Annotated in this window: 22 protein-coding genes; 15 read left to right on the top strand and 7 right to left on the bottom strand. The window is 43.8% G+C overall.

The annotated features are described in order from the left end of the window. From C2756_RS07060 to C2756_RS07030, 7 genes are all read left to right on the top strand, one after another. Entirely contained in the window at window positions 1-708 is a 708-nt protein-coding gene (locus tag C2756_RS07060; RefSeq protein ID WP_215295008.1) for an ABC transporter ATP-binding protein, read from the top strand. Window positions 709-744: 36 nt separating this feature from the next. Then, entirely contained in the window at window positions 745-1,890 is a 1,146-nt protein-coding gene (locus C2756_RS07055; RefSeq protein ID WP_215318264.1) for a M20 family metallopeptidase, read from the top strand. Between the two features lie 2 nt (window positions 1,891-1,892). After that, window positions 1,893-3,182, top strand: coding sequence for an amidase (locus tag C2756_RS07050; protein WP_215318263.1), 1,290 nt, complete (start codon window positions 1,893-1,895; stop codon window positions 3,180-3,182). Window positions 3,183-3,229: 47 nt separating this feature from the next. Continuing rightward, entirely contained in the window at window positions 3,230-3,736 is a 507-nt protein-coding gene (locus C2756_RS07045) for an HPP family protein (protein WP_215318262.1), read from the top strand. A 148-nt stretch (window positions 3,737-3,884) separates the two neighbouring features. Next, complete coding sequence (locus tag C2756_RS07040) at window positions 3,885-4,874, top strand: sulfurtransferase (protein ID WP_215318261.1); 990 nt, start codon at window positions 3,885-3,887, stop codon at window positions 4,872-4,874. Between the two features lie 18 nt (window positions 4,875-4,892). Next, a complete protein-coding gene (locus C2756_RS07035; protein WP_215318260.1) occupies window positions 4,893-5,381 on the top strand; it encodes a heme-binding protein in 489 nt (162 codons plus the stop codon). Between the two features lie 9 nt (window positions 5,382-5,390). Further along, window positions 5,391-6,383, top strand: a complete 993-nt coding sequence (locus tag C2756_RS07030) for a tripartite tricarboxylate transporter substrate binding protein (protein WP_215318259.1) — start codon at window positions 5,391-5,393, stop codon at window positions 6,381-6,383. A 13-nt stretch (window positions 6,384-6,396) separates the two neighbouring features. On the opposite strand, the gene C2756_RS07025 is transcribed toward C2756_RS07030, so the two are convergent. Both C2756_RS07025 and C2756_RS07020 read right to left on the bottom strand, forming a co-directional pair. Continuing rightward, window positions 6,397-7,374 carry a tripartite tricarboxylate transporter substrate binding protein gene (locus C2756_RS07025; RefSeq protein ID WP_215318258.1) on the bottom strand — a complete coding sequence of 326 codons (978 nt, stop codon included), beginning with the start codon at window positions 7,372-7,374 and terminating at the stop codon, window positions 6,397-6,399. After that, window positions 7,361-8,668 (bottom strand): Rieske 2Fe-2S domain-containing protein, encoded by a 1,308-nt coding sequence (locus C2756_RS07020; protein WP_215318257.1) that lies wholly within the window; start codon window positions 8,666-8,668, stop codon window positions 7,361-7,363. Before C2756_RS07020 ends, C2756_RS07025 begins: the two co-directional genes overlap by 14 nt. A gap of 42 nt (window positions 8,669-8,710) precedes the next feature. Between C2756_RS07020 and C2756_RS07015 the strand changes: the two genes are divergently transcribed. Then, a complete protein-coding gene (locus C2756_RS07015) occupies window positions 8,711-8,869 on the top strand; it encodes a hypothetical protein (protein ID WP_215318256.1) in 159 nt (52 codons plus the stop codon). A 25-nt stretch (window positions 8,870-8,894) separates the two neighbouring features. Here the strand turns inward: C2756_RS07015 and C2756_RS07010 are convergent, their stop codons facing one another. Next, window positions 8,895-9,875 (bottom strand): tripartite tricarboxylate transporter substrate binding protein, encoded by a 981-nt coding sequence (locus C2756_RS07010; RefSeq protein WP_215318255.1) that lies wholly within the window; start codon window positions 9,873-9,875, stop codon window positions 8,895-8,897. Window positions 9,876-10,002: 127 nt separating this feature from the next. Between C2756_RS07010 and C2756_RS07005 the strand changes: the two genes are divergently transcribed. The 3 genes from C2756_RS07005 (at window position 10,003) to C2756_RS06995 (ending at window position 14,380) form a co-directional block, all read left to right on the top strand. Further along, window positions 10,003-10,836 carry a TauD/TfdA family dioxygenase gene (locus C2756_RS07005; protein WP_215318254.1) on the top strand — a complete coding sequence of 278 codons (834 nt, stop codon included), beginning with the start codon at window positions 10,003-10,005 and terminating at the stop codon, window positions 10,834-10,836. 78 nt (window positions 10,837-10,914) lie between these two features. Beyond that, window positions 10,915-12,816, top strand: coding sequence for a molecular chaperone HtpG (gene htpG, locus C2756_RS07000; RefSeq protein WP_215318253.1), 1,902 nt, complete (start codon window positions 10,915-10,917; stop codon window positions 12,814-12,816). Between the two features lie 430 nt (window positions 12,817-13,246). Further along, window positions 13,247-14,380 (top strand): linear amide C-N hydrolase, encoded by a 1,134-nt coding sequence (locus C2756_RS06995; protein ID WP_215318252.1) that lies wholly within the window; start codon window positions 13,247-13,249, stop codon window positions 14,378-14,380. 269 nt (window positions 14,381-14,649) lie between these two features. Here the strand turns inward: C2756_RS06995 and C2756_RS06990 are convergent, their stop codons facing one another. Together C2756_RS06990 and C2756_RS06985 are read right to left on the bottom strand one after the other, a co-directional pair. After that, window positions 14,650-14,922, bottom strand: a complete 273-nt coding sequence (locus tag C2756_RS06990) for a hypothetical protein (protein WP_215318251.1) — start codon at window positions 14,920-14,922, stop codon at window positions 14,650-14,652. A gap of 121 nt (window positions 14,923-15,043) precedes the next feature. Continuing rightward, entirely contained in the window at window positions 15,044-15,289 is a 246-nt protein-coding gene (locus C2756_RS06985; RefSeq protein ID WP_215318250.1) for a helix-turn-helix domain-containing protein, read from the bottom strand. 67 nt (window positions 15,290-15,356) lie between these two features. Between C2756_RS06985 and C2756_RS06980 the strand changes: the two genes are divergently transcribed. The 4 genes from C2756_RS06980 to C2756_RS06965 all read left to right on the top strand — a co-directional run bounded on the left by C2756_RS06980 (window position 15,357) and on the right by C2756_RS06965 (window position 18,742). Then, window positions 15,357-16,055: a hypothetical protein gene (locus C2756_RS06980; RefSeq protein ID WP_215318249.1), complete on the top strand. Its 699-nt coding sequence runs from the start codon at window positions 15,357-15,359 to the stop codon at window positions 16,053-16,055. 1 nt (window position 16,056) lies between these two features. Continuing rightward, the gene (locus C2756_RS06975) at window positions 16,057-16,467 is read left to right on the top strand and encodes a hypothetical protein (RefSeq protein WP_215318248.1); all 411 of its coding nucleotides are present in this window, start codon (window positions 16,057-16,059) and stop codon (window positions 16,465-16,467) included. 461 nt (window positions 16,468-16,928) lie between these two features. Beyond that, the gene (locus tag C2756_RS06970; protein WP_215318247.1) at window positions 16,929-17,978 is read left to right on the top strand and encodes an MBL fold metallo-hydrolase; all 1,050 of its coding nucleotides are present in this window, start codon (window positions 16,929-16,931) and stop codon (window positions 17,976-17,978) included. A 107-nt stretch (window positions 17,979-18,085) separates the two neighbouring features. Continuing rightward, window positions 18,086-18,742, top strand: coding sequence for a peroxiredoxin (locus tag C2756_RS06965; protein ID WP_215318246.1), 657 nt, complete (start codon window positions 18,086-18,088; stop codon window positions 18,740-18,742). 194 nt (window positions 18,743-18,936) lie between these two features. On the opposite strand, the gene C2756_RS06960 is transcribed toward C2756_RS06965, so the two are convergent. Then, window positions 18,937-19,311: an HGGxSTG domain-containing protein gene (locus C2756_RS06960; protein ID WP_215318245.1), complete on the bottom strand. Its 375-nt coding sequence runs from the start codon at window positions 19,309-19,311 to the stop codon at window positions 18,937-18,939. Between the two features lie 197 nt (window positions 19,312-19,508). Further along, window positions 19,509-21,440 (bottom strand): AAA family ATPase, encoded by a 1,932-nt coding sequence (locus C2756_RS06955; protein WP_215318244.1) that lies wholly within the window; start codon window positions 21,438-21,440, stop codon window positions 19,509-19,511.

Genomic DNA, 21,440 nt, shown 5'->3' with positions numbered 1-21,440 from the left:
ATGGCCTTATTAGACATCGATCACATCTATACAGCCTACGATCGCATTGACGTCTTAGAGGACGTATCGATCAAGGTCGAGCGCGGACAGATCACGTGTATCTTGGGTGCTAATGGCGCTGGTAAATCCACCCTGATTCGTTCAATTTTGGGTTTAACGCCAGCCAATCGTGGCAAGATTATTTTTAACGACGCTGATATCACTCATCTGCCCACCCATCGCATTATTGAACAAGGTATCGCTTGCGTACCTGAGGGTCGCCGGGTATTTCCTCGGATGACGGTTGATGAAAACCTCTCGGCAGGCGCTTATCTCGTGAGCGATCAAAAAGTCATACAAGAGCGCCGCGAGCGGGTGAAGACTTTATTTCCACGCCTGGCAGAACGCGCTAATCAATTAGCGGGAACTATGTCTGGCGGCGAGCAGGCGATGATAGCGATTGGCCGCAGTTTAATGAGTTCTCCCGAACTGCTCATTTTTGATGAACCCTCTTTAGGACTCTCACCTTTGTTTGTGAAAGAGAATTTCAAGATCATCAAAGAGATTAATCAAATGGGCACTACCGTATTACTCGTTGAGCAAAACGTGCGCCAAACCCTAGCGATTGCCCATCGGGGTTATGTGATTGCTAAAGGGCAGGTGGTTGCTCAAGGAAGCGCTACTGAGCTGGCTGAAAATGCAGAAGTCCAAGCGGCTTATTTTGGCTAAACACCCTTAACCACTTCAGTTTGAGTAAAACAGATAATGACTATTCCTGATCCGATTGCATTAACCCAAGAGTTAATTCGTTTTAATACAGTCAATCCCCCAGGTAATGAAGACCAAGTCTGTAATTACCTCGCATCGATCTTAGAGTCTGCCGGTTTTGAATGTCGCAAAATTGAGTTTGCTCCACGGCGCATGAGTCTGGTTGCCAAAATTGGATCTTGCAGCAATGACAATCCCAGCATCTGCTTTACTGGCCATGTGGATGTTGTTCCCTTAGGAGCGCGTTCATGGAAGCATGAGCCATTTGCCGGCTTGATTGAAGATGGCAAATTATTTGGTCGCGGCTCTAGTGATATGAAAAGCGGTGTTGCCGCATTTGTGGTGGCAGCGATGAAGACTGCCCAGGCTGCTAAAGCAGGTAGCGGTGTGAGTTTGATTATTACCGCAGGCGAAGAGACAGGTTGTGAAGGCGCCTTTCATTTAGCAGCCAGTCAAGAGATCCTCGAGTTTTTAGGACCAGCAGGCTCTTTTGTAGTAGCTGAGCCTACTGCCAACGAGCCACTCATAGGTCATAAAGGGGCATATTGGCTCAAGGCCTCAACCGAAGGCATTACCGCGCACGGATCGATGCCAGAGCGTGGTGAGAATGCTTTTTATAAGTTAGCCAAAGCAGCATTAACTTTAGAGAAATTTACCTTTGATACACCAGCGCATCCCTTGATGGGTCAGGGCACCTTAAACGTAGGCACTGCGAAAGCGGGTTTAAATATTAACTCTGTACCTGATGCCGCTGAAATGACTTTAGATATCCGGACAGTGGCAGGGCAAAGTCATGCGCATATCTACGGTTGTCTTTGCAAAGCATTGGGGCCGATTGTGCGTCTCGATACTATGATTGATATCGAAGGGGTCTATACCCCTGCGAGTGATCCTTGGATGGCAAGCGTGTTTGATCGCTGCGAAAAGATCAATGGCGTGCGACCTGTTGAAAAAACAGTTTCGTACTTTACTGATGCTTCAGCCTTAAAGCCGTTCATCGGTAACCCCCCGACAGTAATTCTAGGCCCTGGTCAGCCTGAGATGGCGCACCAGACCGATGAGTTTTGCTATGTCGACAACATTACTGACGCCACCCAGCTCTTTGAAGATCTGATTATGGATTGGCAAAACATTAGGAAATGAATATGAGTGAGCAACATAGCAAACCCCTTGGTTTAATTGCAGCGGTCAAGCAGATCAGCGAAGGCAAACTTGACCCGCAAACTTTATTAACGCAATCATTTGAGTTAGCCAATCAACTAGAGCCTAACTTAAAAGCCTTTGTTTCCAGAAACACTTTAGAGGATTTAAAAAAGGCGATTGCGCCTGGACCTTTGTCAGGTATTCCGATTGGAATTAAAGACATTATTAATACCCAAGATTTAATCACCACCAATGGTTCACCAATTTACGCCAATCATCGTCCCCAGGAAGATGCGCCGATTGTGCAAAGAATTCGGGCATTGGGTGGGCTGATTTTTGGTAAGACTGTGACGACCCAATTTGCATGGAGAACCCCAGGGCCAACAGTGAACCCTTGGAATTCGGAACATACTCCAGGAGGCTCTTCTAGTGGATCTGCCGCTTCAGTAGCGGCCGGTATTCTGCCGCTTGCCATCGGCTCTCAGACAGTAGGCTCGATTGTGCGTCCGGCAGCGTTTTGTGGCGTGGTGGGCTTTAAGCCTAGCTTTGGATCAATCATCAAAGAAGGTGTCCACCCGTTTGCTTACTCTTTAGATCACATTGGATTTTTTACTCGCTCAGTTGAGGACGCCGCTTTTGCGTTTCAATTGCTCAAAGATGGCAGCACCAAAACAGCCCAAATTGTCATACCGGATTTAAAGTTGGCGCATGCGCCCAAAATAGCATTACTTAAAACACCGTTTGATCACTTAATGAGCGCCGAGCAACAGCAAACGCTACAGTTTGCAGTCGAAAAGCTAGAGCAGGCTGGCGTGAGCGTAAAAACAATGGAGATCCCAGCGCAATACTGGGAGGGCATTGATCAAATGCCAACGATCATGGGCTTTGATGTTGCGCACATTCATCAAAAACACATGGAAAACAATCAAGAGCTTCTTTGTGAAAATATTAAAGAGACCGCCACCAAGGGAGCAGAATATTCCCAGGCGCAATATGAAGCGGCCTTAGCAGTGCAAAGCAAATTACGTCACTCTGTTGGTGAGTTATTCAAAGACGTTGATGCTCTTTTATTAGCCCCTGCAACTGGTGAAGCCCCCAAAGGCTTGAGCTGGACCGGTGATCCTTCATTCTGCGCCCTAGGTAGTCTTTTGGGGATTCCGGCGATCAATATTCCAGCAGGTAAGTCTGCCAATGGGTTGCCTCTAGGAATTCAGCTGATGGGTAATTACAAAGCAGACGAGGCTTTCTTGAAGGTGGCTAAGTTTACTGAAGAGGCTATTGGCTCTCGTTGAGCAAAAGCGCTTTAGGCTATCTTTGATGAAGCGTTTATGATGAGGCAATGAAAACACGTTTGCTTCGCTTGCTTTGGGTATTGCTTGGATCTTCTGTCGCGATTTCTCTTGCCTTGTGGGTGACAAAAACCAACTCCCCACTATTGTTAGCCTCATTGGGCGGCACCACACTTTTTTTATTTGCTCTGACTACCGCGCCTGCTGCGCAGCCCAGAGCAGTCTTTGGTGCGCATCTTATTAGTAGCCTAGTAGGCATCTTGGCTTATCAATTATTTGGCGATGCTTTTTGGGTCTACATTATTGCTTTAGTAGTAACGATCGGCATCTTATTGGTGGTGAGATGTGTTCATCCACCCGCAGGTGCAAACCCGCTCATTATGATTCAGGCCCATGCGAGTTTTATTCATCTTGGTGTCACGGTATTACTCGGTGTCACTATTATTTTTGTAGTTGCTTACATCTGGAGCCGACTAGGTTTGGGAGTCAGAAAGTATCCAATCTCTTGGACCCAACCATCGCCACCTTCCTTAAATTGGAGCATCTGGGACCATTGAATTTTCTGAATAAAAAATGGTCAAAAGTTTTTAGATCTAAAGCCTTTGGGAATTCAAATAATGCTATTCTGATACAAGGTATTTTTGGCGCTGCTTATTTGTTATCCCTTATGTAAGCTTTTAAATCTATTTAATTAAAGGAAGTACAGTGAAATCATTATTAGCAATCGTATTGGCATCTATTTTTTCCCTGGCTTTTGCTCAGCAAAAAATAGCCATTATCCAAACCGATCAGATGCAGCAGGCAGTTGCGCGCGGCGCGATCATTTGGGACGTGCGTGATGAAAAGAGTTATTTAGAAGGCCACATCCCAGGCGCAATCAATATTGGTGAAGTCGGCGGCACACTTCGCGATCCAAATAAGGAAGACTACATTCCTACAGAACAAATCCAGAAGCTCTTTAACAGTGCCGGATTAGATGTGAATAAAGATGTTGTAGTTTATGGTGCGCGGGGCAATCCCTATGCTTATTTTGGTTTGTACACTATTAATTACTTTGGTGGAAAAAATGCGCAGATTTATCACGATGGTATTGATGGCTGGAAGCAAGCGGGTTTACCAATGCAAAAAGAGCGCCAAGCCTTACCACCGGTATCCGTCGCACTAGTAGCTCAGCCTCAGTTAGTAGTTAGCAATGAGGAGATGCTCAAGATTGCTCAATCAAAGTCAGTACAAATTATTGATGCCAGAACTCCCGATGAATTTTCGGGCAAAGATGTCAGAGCTATTCGCGGTGGCCATATTCCCAATTCCATCAATATTCCTTTTGAGGACAACTGGCAAGATCCGGCGACCGCGATTAAGTTGGGTAAAAAACAGGTTGCTGATAACTCCGGTATGGCACTGAAAAATCAAACAGATCTTAAAAAACTGTATGCCAATCTCGATCCTGATAAAGAGACAGTGGTGTATTGCCAAAGCGGGGTGCGCGCTGCTGAAACGGCAGTGGTATTAAAGACTTTAGGCTTTAAGAAGGTCAAAGTATATGACTCAGCTTGGCTAGGTTGGGGTAATAACCTCAAAGCGCCTGTAGCGGATGAAACTTTCTTAAATGTGGGCGCGCTCAATGCCAAGATGGCTGCAATGCAAAATAAAATTACCCAGCTAGAAGAAGCTTTGAAAAATAAAAGTAATTAGTGAACCGGAGCAAAAACCATGGCAGAAAAGCTCATTGCAAATCATTCAAGTCTTACTTTAGCTGATGCTGAACGGATCATTGATGAGGCTCTAAGATTGCGTTCAAAACATCAACTTTTGCCATTGGCAGTGGTGGTATTGGATTCTGGTGGGCATGTAGTCTCTTTTAAAAGAGAAGATGGTTGTGGTATCTTGCGTCACGATATTGCCATTGGTAAAGCTTGGGCATCTCTTGGGATGGGAATGCCAACTAGAACTATCCGAGATAGATTATCTGATCGGCCTAGTTTTCAAGCAGCTTTATCAGCTGCATCTGGTGGCAGATTTATTCCTACCCCAGGCGGTGTGTTGATTGTGAATCAAGACAGAGTAGCAATTGGCGCCGTTGGAATTAGTGGTGATGCATCAGATAAAGATGAATACTGCGCTATTGAGTCCATTAAATCGGCTGGCTTTATTGCGGAGCCGCCGATGCCAGCAGAAAATTGGAATGACGGAAAACTATAAGAGATCGTAATGAAATTGATGCAATCGCTGTTATGGGTGTTGGTATCTTATTTGGCCGTCTCGGCGAGCTTTGCTCAGACCGCAGGCCCATCTTCTACATACCCCGTTAAACCAATTCGTTTAGTAGTGCCGTTTCCTGCAGGTGGTCCTACCGATCAATTTGCAAGACAGTACGCACAGGCTTTGTCGACTCAATTGGGAAAACCTGTAGTTGTCGATAATAAAAGCGGAGCCAGTGGCGCAATTGGAAGTTTAGAAGTGAAAAACAGCGCCCCAGATGGATATACCTTGTTATTTGGAACTGCTTCTACTCATGTGCTGTACAGCTTAATTAATCCAAAGCCTCAGTATGATTCCATCAAAGACTTTACAGAAATTGCCGTGGTTGGGGATGCGCCTATTGTGTTTGCAGTAAGCCCAACAACCAAAGGGGGCTTGAAAGAGTTCATTGAATATGCACGTATCAACCCAGGCAAGTTGCAATATGGGTCAGCAGGAGAGGGAACGTATTTGCATATTGTCGGAGAGCGCTTGAAGTATGAATTAGGCGGGCTAGATATCCAGCACATTCCTTTTAGAGGAAGCGCGCAAGCAATCCCTGCTTTGATTGGCAATCAAGTCAATATGACGGTTGACACATTAGGTTCATTAATTCAACAACATCGTGCTGAAAAGTTAAGAATTGTTGCAATTGCGGCCTCTAAGCGATCTCCTTTGATTCCTGATGTGCCGACCGTAAATGAGGTAACGGGCTTAAAAGATTTCCAAGCGGCTTTATGGAATATTGTCTCAGCACCTGAGGGTCTGTCGCCTCAAGTGAATAATACCTTGATATTGGCGACAACTAAGGCTCTCAAAAACCCAGAGTTATTAGAAAAATTAAACTCAATATCCATTCAGCCCATTACCAATCTCACGGGCGTTGCCGCCACTGGATTTATTGCCAAAGAACTCGTTAGTTTGCGACCAGTAGTGCAGTCGGCTGGACTTAAAAAAGAGTAATCCCGCCTGCAGATTATTTTTCTAAAGTAATACCACCCTTTTTAATAATCGCAGTCCACTTCTTAATATCAGATGCCATCAAATTATTGAGATCTTCTGGTGGACCAATCATCGGTTCTGCCCCAAGCTCTGAAAACTTCGCACGCACTGTGGGGTCAGACAAGGCTTGGTTCACATCCTTATTGAGTTTATCCACAATAGATTTTGGGGTGTTTTTGGGTGCAATGAGCGCAAACCAAGCAGCAGATTCATAGCCTTTGAGGCCCGCTTCAGCGGCGGTGGGCACATCGGGAATAGCGGCTAAGCGTTTATTAGAGGCAACCGCTAGTGCTTTGACGTTGCCACTATTAATTTGTCCAACAACATTGGGAAATAACTGAAAACTCGTTGGAACGCGACCAGCTACTAGATCAGTCACCATATTGGCGGTAACACGATAGGGCACATGCAACATTTTGGCACCAACAAGTTGTTCGTAGTAGGCACCAGCTAAGTGCTGAGAGCTACCGTTACCAACAGAACCATAACCTACGTCAGGATTTTTTCGTACATAGTCATTTAACTGACCAAGAGTATTGATATTGAGGGTTGAGCTCACCACAATCACATTTGGCAACACTGCAAACACAGCGATGCCTTGAATCTCTTTTTCAGGGTCGTAACCCAGATCTGGATTTAAGATTTTATTAATCGCCAGGGGGCCAGAGGTGCTAATTCCAATCGTATAGCCGTCTGGTTCGGCTCGCACCAGCGCTGCAGTTCCAACATTACCGCCTGCTGCCGGGCGATTATCAAATACAAAACGGGTGCCAGTATTGTTACTCACCTTATCTAGTAATACACGAGTTACCACATCACTAGCACTGCCAGCAGAAAAAGGCACGATTACTGTCACGGGTTTATTGGGATAATTTTGGGCAAAGCTACTTGTGCTGAAGAAGCAGGTAATCAGACTAAAAAAAAGTGCAGTAAAAATATTAGTGCTTGGCATCATGAACCTTTCCCGTGGTGGAGTCAAAGCGCTCTTGCATTACTTCTTCTAAGGACAAACTGGCTTTCGTATGTGCTCCACCGCCGCGTAGACAATATTCATCAGGCAGGTGAGGAGACTCCGGTTTCTTGCCATTGGCATAAGCCTTCGCATCTTCTAATAAGATTTTTCTAAAACGAATGATGCCAACATCAGTAGGTGATAGATTTTCTTTGGTGCGGTCAACAATATAGCCCTGACTTTCTTGAGCCATCTGGTCTTGCTCAGCAATTCCTGAAATTCCGGTAAATGTAATTGTTTTTTGCTCTTCACGACTCATCAGATATTGATTGCTGCGGTTGCGCAGAGGGACATAGCCTGGGCCTAGTTTTGCAAATTGCCCATAACCACCTTGGATATATTTTTTGCGTTCTTCATCAGGAATGGGATGTTCTGGATGCCAAGCATAGACATACATCCAACAATGATGATCATCGATGGGCGTCCAAGAGTAACCATAGTAGGTTTCATTGGGCATTGCTGAAGGAGTGATGGAATGGGTTGGCAACATGTATTGAGTAAGGCGCCAATAGTGGTCTCCTGGATCAGCATTTCTAGCGCCACCAATCAGAAAGCCCACGGCATGTTCAATGATCTTAAAACGGGGGGCTGGGTCATTGCGCAACCAGCGGATGCGTTTCTCATCAGCAGCAATATTCGTAGTGTCGTCTTTAAGAAATGCTGGGGCTGGCATATGTAAAAACGAGAAATGCGCAGTATCTAATGCGCCCTCCATCGAATGCACCCAATTGCACTCGATTAAGCGTTTAGTGACATAGCGTTGATTAGGGGGAACAAGGCCAACTTCAAGTTGAGGAACGTCTTTGGGTTGTAGGTCTGAAGGACCCATATAAGCCCAAACCATGTCAGCAAACTCTTGCGTGGGATACGCTTTAATTTTGATCTTCCCATGATAGGCAGCATCTTTAGGGACATTGGGCATATCAATACAGTTACCGTGAATGTCGTATTTCCAGCCATGATAAATACAGCGAATGCCACACTCTTCATTTCTACCAAAGAAAAGGTCTGCGCCACGATGGGCGCAAAACGGTTCGATTAAACCGGTTTTGCCATTGGTATCCCGAAATAGTAATAGGTCTTCACCCATGACCTTGACGCGAATAGGAGGGCAATCTGGCGCTGCTACTTCTTCTGAAAGAGCTACCGGATGCCAATGGCAGCGTAAATAATTACCCATCGGCGAATTGGGTTCACTAGTGACCAGAAATGCATTATCTTGCGCGGAAAGCATATACCCTCATCTTCAGCTTATGGTTCAAAGCTTATCGTTCGAATGATCTTAATACAAAAAATTAGTTTTGATGCCTTTGTGCTGCAGAGTAAAGCAAAACATACCTTGATTCATGCGATGCCGATTGTTGCATGCTTGGTAATCCAAGAAGGCTGGGATACAAAATCAAATGACTTAGCTAGAAGAAGCTTTGAAAAATAAAAGCAACTCATCTGAACCTCGCTTATTAATCAATCTGTGCCTTTGAGGTTCTGACAACTTCTCCCCATTTCTGAATATCTTTTTTAACGATTAAGGCAAATTCGTTGGGTTGCGTGATAAAAGGATCGGCACCCTGAGAATTAAATTTCTCAATGACTTCAGGATTTCGCAGAACCTCCGCTACATCTTGATTGATTTTGCGAATGATATTGGGCGGCGTTTTTGCTGGGGCAAATAAGCCAAACCAGGGAGTGACATCAAAATCCTTAAAACCCGATTCTGCAATAGTTGGAATGGTAGGAAAGTTTTTGGATCGCACACCACTAGTCACAGCAACTGCTTGCAGAGTTCCAGACTTAATTGATCCTGCAACCGAGGGTAGGCTAGTAAATACGATATCAATTTGTCCACCCATCAAATCTTGCATGGCAGGAGCAGCGCCTTTATAAGGAATGTGCTCCATCTTAATGCCGGCAGTGGTATTGAACATTACGCCCAGCAAATGATTGACTGATCCATTACCGGCAGAGCCAAAAGTGAAGATCTTTGTTTTACCCATCTCCGCTAATTCTTTGGCTGATTTAAAAGGCGCGTTGGGTTTGCTGGTGAGGACAAAAGGTAAAACTGCAAGTGTGGCGACGGGGGTGAAGTCCCGTTCTACATTGAACGGTAAATTTTTATAAAGGGCGCCATTAATGGCGTGAGAACCTGCGTAACTCATGAGCAAGGTATAGCCATCTGCAGGAGCGAGAGCGACAAACTCCATTCCTACATTACCGCCAGCACCTGGGCGATTTTCAACCACTACCGATTGTTGCCACTTTTCACCTAATTTCTGAGCCACAATTCTTGCTAAGGCATCTGAGGCGCCGCCAGGTGTTTGCGGAACCAAAATCTTCACGGGCTTGCTAGGGAACTCATCTGCCTGCAGCTCTGAGATAGGTCCACCAATAAAAAGGAAAGGTAGAACAGAGAAAATAACCTTTTTTAGTATTCCTAATCTCATGTAGTATTTCCTTTAGCAGGTGCTTAACTGGTTGATTTGAATCAGTATACTCAAAGTAATTGAGAAATAAAGAATGGGGAAATCACTCCTTTATTCGAATTCTATGCAGTGATTATGGAGTCCCTAAATGGCTAATATAACGATCAAAAAAATTTCTGGTGCTTTAGGTGCAGAGATTAGTGGCATTGATTTGAATCAGAAACTTTCTTTAGAAGAAATTCATTCGATTAAACAGGCTTTCTTAGATCACCAAGTAATTTTTTTACGTAATCAAGATATTGACGCAAAACATTTTCTCAATTTTGCTCGCTTAATAGGTAAGCCCATTAAGTATCCTTTTGTAAAAGGACTTAATGAATTCCCCATGATTATTGAAGTGAAAAAATTAAAACATGAGAAAGTTAATTTTGGCGGTATTTGGCACTCGGACACTACCTATCTCAAGGTTCCCCCCAAAGCTTCTATGCTGCTTTCTCAAAAAATTCCGCCTTACGGAGGTGACACAATGTTTGCCAATCAGTATTTGGCTTATGAGTCCTTATCTAGCACGATGAAACAATTGCTCGATGGCCTGATTGGTATTAGCAGTTCAGCTAAGGCAGATGTTTCTAAAACTCGAGAAGATCGCATCAAGAATGATGGCAGCGCAAAAGCGAATGAAGTGCTACTAGCCGAGCATCCCATCGTCAGAACTCACCCGGAAACTGGTCGGAAATCCCTATTTATTAATATTGCTCATACTATTGGCATCAAAGGGATGAGCCCAGAAGAAAGCCAGCCTTTACTGAGCTTTCTCTTTGAGCGCCAAATCAAGCCTGAATTTACCTGCCGGTTTTCTTGGACTAAAAATGCCATTGCGCTTTGGGATAACCGCTGTGTATTGCACAACCCAATTAACGACTATCACGGCTTTGAAAGATTAATGCTCAGAATTACCTTGCAAGGTGACAAGCCGGCCTAAGTGATCTTGCAATGCCCTTGAAATTAGCAAAATCACCCCCAAATACCTAAAAGTTCATATTTTTATGGGATGCCAAAAATGACTGTTGCTACTAAAGAAACCTTAGGATTTCAGGCGGAAGTAAAGCAACTTCTGCAGTTGATGATCCACTCCTTATATTCCAATAAGGAAATTTTCCTGCGCGAGCTTATATCAAACGCCTCAGATGCTGCCGATAAATTGCGCTTTGAAGGCATTGCTCACCCTGATTGGTATGGCGATGATCCAGAGCTCAAGATCAAAGTGGAATTTGATAAGACTGCCAGAACCCTCACCGTTACCGATAATGGTATTGGCATGAGTCGTGAAGAGGTGATTAGTAACCTGGGCACGATTGCCCGCTCTGGCACGAAAGAATTCTTTTCCAAGCTCTCAGGTGATCAGCAAAAAGATGCTGCCTTAATTGGTCAGTTTGGTGTGGGCTTTTATTCGGCCTTTATCGTTGCCGACCGCATCACGGTAGATACCCGTCGTGCAGGTTTACCAGCTGCTGATGGTGTGCGTTGGGAATCGGATGGTTCTGGTGAATTTACGATTGAGCAAATTGATCTGCCACAACGTGGTACCAAAATTACCTTACATCTGCGCGAAGGCGAAGATGATTTCCTCAATAGTTATCAGCTCAAGTCCATTATTCGCAAGTATTCAGACCATATCTCTTTGCCGATTCAAATGCGCAAAGAAGAGTGGGATGAGGAGAAAAAAGAGCAAGTCATCAAAGATGAGCTTGAGAATATTAATCAATCTTCGGCACTTTGGGCTCGTAATAAGTCAGACATTACTGAAGAGCAGTACAACGAGTTTTATAAGCATCTTTCACATGATTATGAGAATCCGCTGTGCTACTCCTTAAATCGCGTAGAGGGTAGAAGTGAATTTACCCAACTGCTTTATGTACCCAGCAAAGCTCCATTTGATTTATGGGATCGTAATAAGCGCGGTGGCATCAAGCTTTATGTAAAACGCATTTTTATCATGGATGATGCTGAAAAGCTCATGCCGATGTATCTGCGTTTTGTCACGGGCGTGATTGATTCAGTCGATTTGCCGCTAAACGTCTCCCGTGAAATCTTGCAAGAGTCGCGTGACATTAAAGTCATTCGTGAAAGTGCTACCAAGCGAGTACTGAGCATGCTCGAAGAATTGGCTAATAGCGACGATGAGGCTAAGAAAGAGAAATATCGCACTTTCTGGACCCAGTTTGGTCAAGTACTCAAAGAAGGGGTCGGCGAAGATCAAGCAAACCAAGAGCGCATTCTCAAGTTACTTCGCTTTGCAAGCACCCAGACTGATTCTGCTGAGCAGACCGTATCCCTAGCGGAGTACATCTCTCGTATGAAAGAAGGCCAAGATAAGATTTACTTCGTCACTGGCGAAACTTTTAACGCAGCTAAAAATAGCCCGCATCTAGAGATCTTCCGCAAGAAAGGCGTTGAGGTGCTCTTGCTATCGGACCGTGTCGATGAGTGGATGCTTTCTTTCATCACTGAGTTTGATGGCAAGCAATTGGCATCCGTTGCCAAGGGTGGCCTCGATTTAGGAAGTCTGAGTGATGAAAAAGAAAAAAAAGAGCATGAGGAGACTGAGAAGCAGTTCAAAGACTTAGTTGAGCGCATGAAAAAAGTGTTAGAAGAGAAGGTTAAAGATGTACGTGTGACCTTCCGCTTAACAGATTCCCCAGCGTGTTTGATTGCCGATGAAAATGAGCTATCTGGCAACTTGCTACGCATGCTCAAAGCAGCAGGGCAAAATGCTCCTGATATGAAGCCCATATTGGAAATTAATCCGGAGCATCCATTGCTAGCAAAACTTAAAAGCGATGATCAGCATTTTGATGATTGGACCAATCTCTTGTTTGATCAAGCCTTATTGGCAGAGGGCGGCCAACTCAATGATCCAGCGAGTTTTGTAAAGCGCATGAATCAACTGCTGTTAAATTAAATCAATCACACCCCCATCAGCGATGATGGGGGTAATAATTGGTTGGGAGCCACTAAAGAAACTCGGCTTGACTTGGTATCTATCTAGCTTAAAGCAACTAGTTGGGACCAGATTCCTTTCTTTCCTACATCCGAACCATCCGCGATCCCTTTCTATTGTCTTCCCAAGCCTCTACGCTAAATCTTTCTATGTAGAGGAGGGTTCAGTTTGCAAGTTTCTGTTGAGTGCACCCATAAGACATTGCGTCTGTTTAAGATCCAGCTAGATATCCGAACTGTTCTAGTTTTAGCCATTATTTGGATGATTTGGGGAATATTTAGGATTTTGAAGATCTTCTAGATTTCTGGATTTTTTAGTCCGCCCCTCAGTTAGAATGTTTTTAATAGCAGCAAAATAAGCTGCTTATCTCATTTCAATAAAAGGGGTAGCTGTGCAAAATCAAGTTAAACAAAGTTGGAAGAATCAACTCACTAAAAAAATCGTCGCCACTAGTGTGTGCGCGTCTTTGGCATTGACTCCTCTCATCAGTAATGCCTGTACAAGCTTTTTGCTCAAAGGCAATGACAACGGTTACGTGTATGGCAGAACGATGGAGTTTGGTTTAGCGCTCAAGTCGCAGCTCACTCTCATTCCTAAAAATACGGCTATGCAAGGTGTGGGCGTTGATAGCAAACCCGGTACCGGTCTCAATTGGACGGCTAAATATACCGCCGCTGGTATGAATGGTTTGGGTTTGCCAGTACTCGTTGATGGTATGAATGAAAAAGGTTTGGTCGGTGGCTTACTCAATGCTCCCAATACCGCGGTATTTCAGGCGGTGCCAGCAGCCGATTCCGCTAAGAGTATTGCGTCAGTGCAGATGCTCACTTATGCCTTGACTAACTATGCAACGATTGATGAAGTCAAAGCCGGCTTTCCAAAGATTTTGGTGAATCGCTCCATCATTCCGGCATTTCATAATCAATCAGCACCTGTCCGCATGACCTTGCATGATGCGCTGGGTAAGAGCCTAGTCATTGAGTATCTCAAAGGCGAGTTAGTGATGACCGATAACCCAACTGGGGTGATGACCAATGATCCTGCCTTTCGTGAGCAACTCAACAATATTGGTAACTACGCAAATCTGACTAATGTAGAGCGCAATGCTTTGGTGATTAATGGCGCTAGTTTTGTTCCACCAAGTTCCGGTAGCGGTTTGCATGGCCTACCAGGAGACTACCTCAGTCCGAGTCGCTTTATTCGTGCGCTATTTTTAACCAAGTCCGTACCAACCACTTACTCGACTGCGCAGCATACCAATACCGCTTGGCATATTTTGGGTAGCTTTGATATTCCTCCTGGTGCGATTAGTTTGCCTGCAAGCAATGCTTATGGTGGGGGGGCAGGTGGTATTGAGATTACAGAATGGTCTGTGGTTGCTGATAATAAAAATCGGATGTATTACGTCAAGATGTTTGAAAGCACCAATGTGTTGGCGTTTGACTTTAAGAAGATTGATCCCAATGCCAAAGAGGTGCAGTTTTACGATCTCAATAAACCTCAGACCTATATTCCCATCAATTAGGGATGTTTGATCTCACTTCGTAATGGCAGTAATGGCAGGCTGGGGGTGGATGAGCCAAACCCCCGGCACTGGCAGAAATTGGGTTTGGCTGCTTCGTTCCCGACCTGTTTTTTCTAACCGCTACAACCCTTGTAGCATAAGGCTTCTATGGTAATTTAGTGCCCTCAAGAATGCAAGAATTATTTGACTGGAAATGTGGCTAGTACCCCAAAAGTGACACAGTAAGGTGACACAAGACGCGTTTGGATTTCAATATAGCTTTAATCCCATTAATCTTCAAAGGGCTCTCTAGTCAGGGGAAGACTTTCTAGCTTGTCTTTTGGTGCGGGGATTGCAGACCTTCTATGCCTTTCTTCATCGATTGAGGCGGCTGTAAAGTCTCTAACACGCTCCAGTTCCTGTTTCTTGGCATCTGCCAGCTTCGATGCAGGAATGACCTTCCCATCCCTAATGAGTCGTTCAAGCTGAAATTGCTTGAAGGTTTGGTTTTTTATAGTGCCCGCATATTCGACATCGCCAAGACTGCGTTTATCTTTACTCATACCCAATATGTTCACCCCGCCCACCCGGTACCCACACAAAATAGGGAATGTTGATCTGTATACCTGATCACTGTTTTGTAACCGTTTTTAAAATTTTTTGTAAAGTGTGTCAAAGATTTGACTAGAGCTTGGCTTTACTTAGGAGTTCTGCAGTCGTCTTTTCTAGAGCTTTGGCAATTTTTACAAGGTTGATTAGGGCCACGTTATGTTCACCACGCTCAATTCCACCCATATAGCTTCTATCAATTCCAGCTTCATCAGCTAGAGCCTCTTGAGATAAACCAGTTTCAAGACGAAAACCACGTATTGCTCTGCCAAGGGCGGTTAATTCTTTGCTTCCAGCGTGGGTTTTTGAGGGTCTTGCCATAGGCAGCATGTTTGCCTATTGACGTATTTAACACCACGGGATATGGTAACCATAAAAGGGTAAGTAAATGAAGATATTTTTTAGAAGAGTGACTTATTGCACTTTATTACTTCTAGCTGGCTGTCAGTTGGGTGTAATTTACAGCTCTGATCCGCCCGGGGCTTCTCTCTATCAGGGCAATGTTGGCTTTGGTCAGATGCCTGTAAATGTTAATTATAGAGTTACCTTAAATGGACCATTTATGACAACTGGGTGCATGACCTTGCAGCCAGTTACAGCAATATGGCCAGATGGGAGTCGTAAAGAAGTGAGCAATATTACTGCCTGTAAACAAAATGGATATTCGCAGGCAGTATTGATAAAAAGAGATCCTGCGTCTAAATCAAGCATTGATGAACAAGATGTAAATGATGCTGCTATCTGTAAAAAATATGGATTTAAAGAAAAGACAAACGAATATGCAACATGTAAAATGCAAATAGATCAAGCTAGGAAAGACGCAATTATTGCTCAGGCAAAGTATGCCCAAGATGAGCAAAGATATAACGAGCAAATTGCGGCTTACAAGAAGCAACAGGATCGGGCGGCTGGACTAGCCCTTATGGGGATGGGTTTAGGTATGGCTTCCAATGCTCAACCAGGAGGATATGCATCTCAACCTCCAATAGCTCCAATTGCACCTACAAATTTAAATAGAACATATATGCTGCCAGGCGGGAAAATTATGAACTGTTCAACAACTGGCTCAATTACTTCATGCCTATAGTATGAGCCGCATTTCTTCTTATCAATTACTTCAATGTTCAAGCTGTGGGCAAAAACACATACTGGCTAAAAGTAGGTCTATTAATTTAACCTTTGACCCACCACCAAAAAGTCACAAACCGGATGATTTTCAGGTATGCCAACGCTGCTCTGAACAGAAACCTCTAAAAAACTTTATTCCTCTTGGAATTTTGCAGGTGCCAGCGTCGGATAGTACGCCAAGATGGTACAAACCAATCCGAAGATTCTTTGATAAGAGTTACAAAGAGCCAGAACCTCACCCTACGAGGTTATACCCAGATCTTGATAAAACACCTTTTGATCCTGAGAATTATTACCCCGCATGGATAAGAAAAAATATGCTTGAGGATGATTATCCGGAATGGTATCGAGAGCTTGCTAGTTTGAAGTAGCTTTTGGTCTTGTGAAGTTGGCTAAGAAAGTGGGCGAGAGAATTAAACAGGCTTAACGGTCATCAGGCAGTTTTGCTACCGCAATATGGGTTTTTAACCACCATGGCTGATATTGAGCTTATAACAGCCGTTCAAATTAGCCTATTTTGAGGTTCTTGACGGGCAGAGAACGGCCATGAGCGGTCATTGCAAGCATTGAGTACAGATAGCTTAAGTCCTATGGGTTCACTAGAATCCTCAACTGCTCAGAGAATTAAGACTTGCGGCATATTAAATTTAGGAGCCCAAATTAAGGAATTGCCCCTTTGCTGTACCCATACTGCTATATACATAAAAAGCTCTAATGGAATAATTATTTAATCGTTTGATATGCAACTCATGTCGTTTAAGGTTACATCTTTAATGAATGGCATTTACATTAAAACCTTACTCAATAAAACTATGAAAAAAAGAAGAAATTAATGATTAAATTTATTAAAGCAATTGCAATTTTATTTATTGCCTCCTTGTCCGTGCCTTTGGTATTTGCAGCACCCAACGATCAGAAAGCAAAATCATCAAAGTCTGAAATTAAAATAATTTATGACGCCTTTGGAAAGCAGAGTGCCTACCAAAAGGATTGGGGTTATGCGGCTATTATTGAAATAGGTGGAAAACGCATTCTTTTTGATACTGGTAATAACGGCGAAACTTTCAAACATAACGCCAAAGTTGCTAACGCAGATCTCTCAAAAATAGACTTCGTAGTGCTGTCACATCGCCATAGTGACCATATGGCAGGACTGAATAAAGTCCTTGAGGCAAATCCAAAAGTCAAAATTTATGCTCCGAGAGAAGGGTTTGGTATCTACGGCTCTTCCTTACCCAGCTCCTTCTATCGTAAAGATGCAGAACTACCAAATGAGTATCGTTATTACGATGGATCGCCACCTGAAACCATGAAATTTGGTTCAGCTTGGGAGAAGGCTAATTTTCAGGTAATTGATCAGACTACGGAAATTGCCCCGGGAATATGGGCTATTGCACAGGTATCGGATGCTCCAGGCACTAAAGAAATGAAAGAGCTCTCTTTAGCAGTTGATACACCTAATGGACTAGTGATCCTTGTGGGTTGCTCACATCCTGGCATTGAGAATATTGTTCAGGCGGCTGCAAAAATTAATCCTAAAATTCATTTGGTAGCTGGAGGATTCCACTTGGTAACAGCTCCCGATGAAACGATAGCTAATGTAGCAATTGCTTTGCGTGATAAATGGAAGGTTAATTACATCGCCCCAGGTCATTGCACTGGGGAGCCTACATTTAATGCCTTACGCAAAACTTTCGGGGATCATTATGTATATGCTGGTCTCGGCGCTGTAATTAAGTTGGAGGCAAATGGAGTTATTGAAGGCGTCTCAATGAAGACGATGCTTTTCCAGACTGATGACTTAGGACTTTATCGTCAGCTTGCTGCGGAAAGCCATGATGCAATTCATAATCATTTTGCCTATGGCCATCATGAGCATTAATGTCAGCACTTTTAATGTCATTTAAAACGACAAAAATTTTAAAAGCATATCGACTAAAACTGTGACGAACTATAACTATAGTATGACTATTATCCTGAGGAATAACCATGACATTACGAATTAACGATCTATCGCCGAACTTTACAGCAGAATCGACAGCCGGCAGTTTGACTTTACATGACTGGATTGGCGATAACTACGCTATTTTGTTTTCTCATCCAAAAGACTTTACGCCGGTATGCACAACGGAATTTGGTGCGGTAGCAAGACTGGCTCCCGAGTTTGCCAAACGAAATACTAAGGTAATGGGTATCTCTGTTGATAGTGTAGAAGACCACCATAAATGGAAAAAAGATATTGCTACTTTTGCTGGAGTACCTGCAGATTTTCCAATAATCGATGACACTTCACTAAAGGTTGCCAAGCTCTATGATATGTTACCGGCTGATGCCTATTTGCCCGATGGCCGCACTCCTGCTCATAGTGCAACTGTGCGCACTGTATTTATCATTGGGCCAGATAAAAAGTTACGCTTAACGATGTCTTATCCAATGTCTGTTGGACGTAATTTTGCTGAAATTCTTAGAGCCTTAGACGCTATTCAGATAACGGATGGTGTTCCATTAGCAACGCCAGCAAACTGGGTTCCTGGCCAGGATGTAATAGTGGGACTGGCTCTAAATGATGAACAAGCGGTAGCTAAGTATGGTGAGCTTGATATCAAATTGCCATACGTACGCTTTGCTAAGTCGCCTAAGCATTAATAAAGTTTTTCACCTTACTTAAACCACCTTCGGGTGGTTTTTTCATGACCGTCTGCTTTGGGTCGGGTAGAGTCTTTGAAGCCTAGTTCAGGTGAGGGGCGGTTACACAGCGAGAAGCAGTCAGTCAAATGCAGGCTTAGCTAGTATGCGTTAGGGGTGCTTTTTGTATAGCCCAGTTATCACCGTCCTTTTGTTCATTTTCTGGGGTTGATTCCTAGGCTGATGGCCAGTTCGTTTAATTCAGCAAACTTCTTTTTTCTTTCTGCCCGTGCTTCAAGAGTTTCGCTGCCATTCTTGGTATTTGCGTTCCGAATCGCTTCAATTCCTTCTTCAGTGCGGGGTCCTGTTGATGCTCCGGAATGCCACTTGCAACGGGATGTTTTACTTGTCTTTAGGGCTACGTGACCACACTGTTGTTTTGTTCTTGAACTAACTCCTACGCATCTCCGACATTTAATTTTGCCGCCCGCCGTGACCAATGTGAGTTCTGGATTTGTAATTTGACATTTTTTTGAACGGCGCTGGAGACGCGCAGTTATAGTGTTTTGTTCTAGATTCAGATTAGTCATGGTCGGGATTTAATGTGTTCATAAATGCACCCCCAAAGGGTGCTTATTTATATATAGGCGCTTGCCCGTAAAAAAACCAATAAAAATAAGGGGTTAGAAAAAGCAAGGGCATGCCCTTGCCTGCCCGTATAAAACCAAAAGCTTGATACTTCAAGGGTTCCAGACGTTTTACTTGCCCTTTCATTTGCCCGTTGCCCTTATAAGGTTGTGACCTTCTTACCGCTTTCGGTTACGGTCATCACGCCTCGGTTAGGTATTGTGATGAGCCCCTCCCGATTAAGTTGCTCGAGCTTTTCTAACAATGCCTTCTCTGCTAGACCGAACTTCTTCTTGACACCACCGTAAAGCCCTTTGAACTGGGTTTTAGATAGTTTGCAAACCTCAATCTCCTTAAGTAGGTCGTTTTGTTGATGATCTTCTGCAATGACATCAAACAGTTCTAAGGAGCCATCATCCCGCCTTGCAAGAATCATGGGTTCTGCTGGCTTTCCGTAGTTTGATTTGACTGATTGAAGCGTAAGAAGCGGTGGGAGGGCCAATGGGTTGCCATATAACTTTCGTATTTCAGGCTCCAAGAGGGTATTTAGCTGAAAGACCAATCGCACCCCATCAATAAATGCGCTTGAACCCCGAGCATTATTTTGATTACCTCCAGCACCAGCGCCCTTATTTACATGGTGGAGACATAAGACGGTTGTGTTTAGTTGGTCTCGAATTTGTTGAAGTGCTTGAACAAACCTCGTTGCATCTGCTGCGAAATTCTCATCCCCACCCCTAAAACGTGCAACAGGGTCAACAATTACCAAACCAATATCTGGCCCCACCTGGCTATTAATTTGCTCGCAAATTAGGCTTGGTATTTTGGTAATATCAATTTCGCCTTTATTGTTTTTTTCGGTAAAGAGTTCAAATGAATCTGCTAAATCAATAAAGTGAAGATTTTGGTTTACTAGAGCTCTTGCTTGCGACGATAGACCAGATACCGCTTTGTGTAGTCGACGTTGTAACTCTGAAGCATCATCTTCGCCGCTGATAAATATAACCTTAGCCGCTGCCTTTGGTTGGTACTTGCTAAATAGATGTGTACCTGAGGCAATACTAACGGCCGTGTGCATTGCAAAATAGGACTTTCCAGTTCCGCCTGCTGCGACAACCGCTGCCACAATCTTGCTTGGTAGAAAGTCTTGGATAACCCAATCCCTTTTTGGTGGTAGTGTTGCTAGAAGACCTGCTGCAGGTATTAGATTAAAGCGCTCGGCATTGCTTGCATGAGTTTGCCCCCGTATTGGCTCGCAGTTTGAGTTGTTTCTCAGGTGGGTATTCCAAATACTATTATGGGTCCTCTCGACCTCGTCTGATGGCAGGGGAGCGCTTAGTGTTTGGTTCCACTGATTGGCTTGGTCATACGTCTCAGTTCTTGTTAACCCCTTTTTAATAAGTCCACCTACTAGAGAAGCAAGATGCTTATTACGAGAACCCTCTGCTGCTCCGCCTTGAAGAATATTTTGCAGTTGAGATTGAACTATTGATGATTGACTTCTAGTCTGAGCTAAAAACTTAGGCGTTTTTAAGTTTGACGGATCAAGCAGACTTCCCATTAAAACACAGCAATGCGCATCGTTTGCCTTCTCTGGTGGGTAACTAAACCAGTAATAAGCGCGTGAGATATCAGAGCAGGCCTTGTCTACAATTAATGCCAATTCCGAATTAAAGAATAAAAAGTTATCGCGAACAGATACAAAGTCATTGGCTGGTATCTCCTCCCTAAGATGAATCACTAGTCTATATCTTGGATGGTCCATTGTATGTGACCAAGTTGTATGCACAACTCCAAAGTATTCGCTTGTTAATGCGATGATGTCATCAAAGGTATATCCTTTTGGTTCATCAATATCAAACACTAAAGCGGAGACTGATTCAATGTTTCGGTTTGCCCTTTTTTGCTCAGGTCCTAGTTTGTAAGGCCCAATTAACAGCGTATCTTTTTCAATTGATTCTATTGGTGTGCTTAATTGCCTCGTGATATTACGCAGGGACTTGTGCGCCTGTTTTGCGGTAATACTTTTAATGTTATTAAAGAGGGCAAAGTCGCTTTTAATACTAAGATTTTCTTGGAGGTTGGCGTGCAT

This window comes from Polynucleobacter sp. UB-Siik-W21 (assembly GCF_018687415.1).
Classification (GTDB): domain Bacteria; phylum Pseudomonadota; class Gammaproteobacteria; order Burkholderiales; family Burkholderiaceae; genus Polynucleobacter.
This window is presented reverse-complemented; position numbering and strand designations above follow the sequence as displayed.

What these genes read in the sequence shown, in the direction of transcription:
- C2756_RS07060 (WP_215295008.1), top strand. Translation starts at nt 1, where the DNA reads ATGGCCTTATTAGACATCGATCACATCTATACAGCCTACGATCGCATT.
- C2756_RS07055 (WP_215318264.1), top strand. Translation starts at nt 745, where the DNA reads ATGACTATTCCTGATCCGATTGCATTAACCCAAGAGTTAATTCGTTTT.
- C2756_RS07050 (WP_215318263.1), top strand. Translation starts at nt 1,893, where the DNA reads ATGAGTGAGCAACATAGCAAACCCCTTGGTTTAATTGCAGCGGTCAAG.
- C2756_RS07045 (WP_215318262.1), top strand. Translation starts at nt 3,230, where the DNA reads ATGAAAACACGTTTGCTTCGCTTGCTTTGGGTATTGCTTGGATCTTCT.
- C2756_RS07035 (WP_215318260.1), top strand. Translation starts at nt 4,893, where the DNA reads ATGGCAGAAAAGCTCATTGCAAATCATTCAAGTCTTACTTTAGCTGAT.
- C2756_RS07030 (WP_215318259.1), top strand. Translation starts at nt 5,391, where the DNA reads ATGAAATTGATGCAATCGCTGTTATGGGTGTTGGTATCTTATTTGGCC.
- C2756_RS07025 (WP_215318258.1), bottom strand. Translation starts at nt 7,374, where the DNA reads ATGCCAAGCACTAATATTTTTACTGCACTTTTTTTTAGTCTGATTACC.
- C2756_RS07020 (WP_215318257.1), bottom strand. Translation starts at nt 8,668, where the DNA reads ATGCTTTCCGCGCAAGATAATGCATTTCTGGTCACTAGTGAACCCAAT.
- C2756_RS07015 (WP_215318256.1), top strand. Translation starts at nt 8,711, where the DNA reads ATGATCTTAATACAAAAAATTAGTTTTGATGCCTTTGTGCTGCAGAGT.
- C2756_RS07010 (WP_215318255.1), bottom strand. Translation starts at nt 9,875, where the DNA reads ATGAGATTAGGAATACTAAAAAAGGTTATTTTCTCTGTTCTACCTTTC.
- C2756_RS07005 (WP_215318254.1), top strand. Translation starts at nt 10,003, where the DNA reads ATGGCTAATATAACGATCAAAAAAATTTCTGGTGCTTTAGGTGCAGAG.
- htpG (WP_215318253.1), top strand. Translation starts at nt 10,915, where the DNA reads ATGACTGTTGCTACTAAAGAAACCTTAGGATTTCAGGCGGAAGTAAAG.
- C2756_RS06990 (WP_215318251.1), bottom strand. Translation starts at nt 14,922, where the DNA reads ATGAGTAAAGATAAACGCAGTCTTGGCGATGTCGAATATGCGGGCACT.
- C2756_RS06985 (WP_215318250.1), bottom strand. Translation starts at nt 15,289, where the DNA reads ATGGCAAGACCCTCAAAAACCCACGCTGGAAGCAAAGAATTAACCGCC.
- C2756_RS06980 (WP_215318249.1), top strand. Translation starts at nt 15,357, where the DNA reads ATGAAGATATTTTTTAGAAGAGTGACTTATTGCACTTTATTACTTCTA.
- C2756_RS06975 (WP_215318248.1), top strand. Translation starts at nt 16,057, where the DNA reads ATGAGCCGCATTTCTTCTTATCAATTACTTCAATGTTCAAGCTGTGGG.
- C2756_RS06970 (WP_215318247.1), top strand. Translation starts at nt 16,929, where the DNA reads ATGATTAAATTTATTAAAGCAATTGCAATTTTATTTATTGCCTCCTTG.
- C2756_RS06965 (WP_215318246.1), top strand. Translation starts at nt 18,086, where the DNA reads ATGACATTACGAATTAACGATCTATCGCCGAACTTTACAGCAGAATCG.
- C2756_RS06960 (WP_215318245.1), bottom strand. Translation starts at nt 19,311, where the DNA reads ATGACTAATCTGAATCTAGAACAAAACACTATAACTGCGCGTCTCCAG.
- C2756_RS06955 (WP_215318244.1), bottom strand. Translation starts at nt 21,440, where the DNA reads ATGCACGCCAACCTCCAAGAAAATCTTAGTATTAAAAGCGACTTTGCC.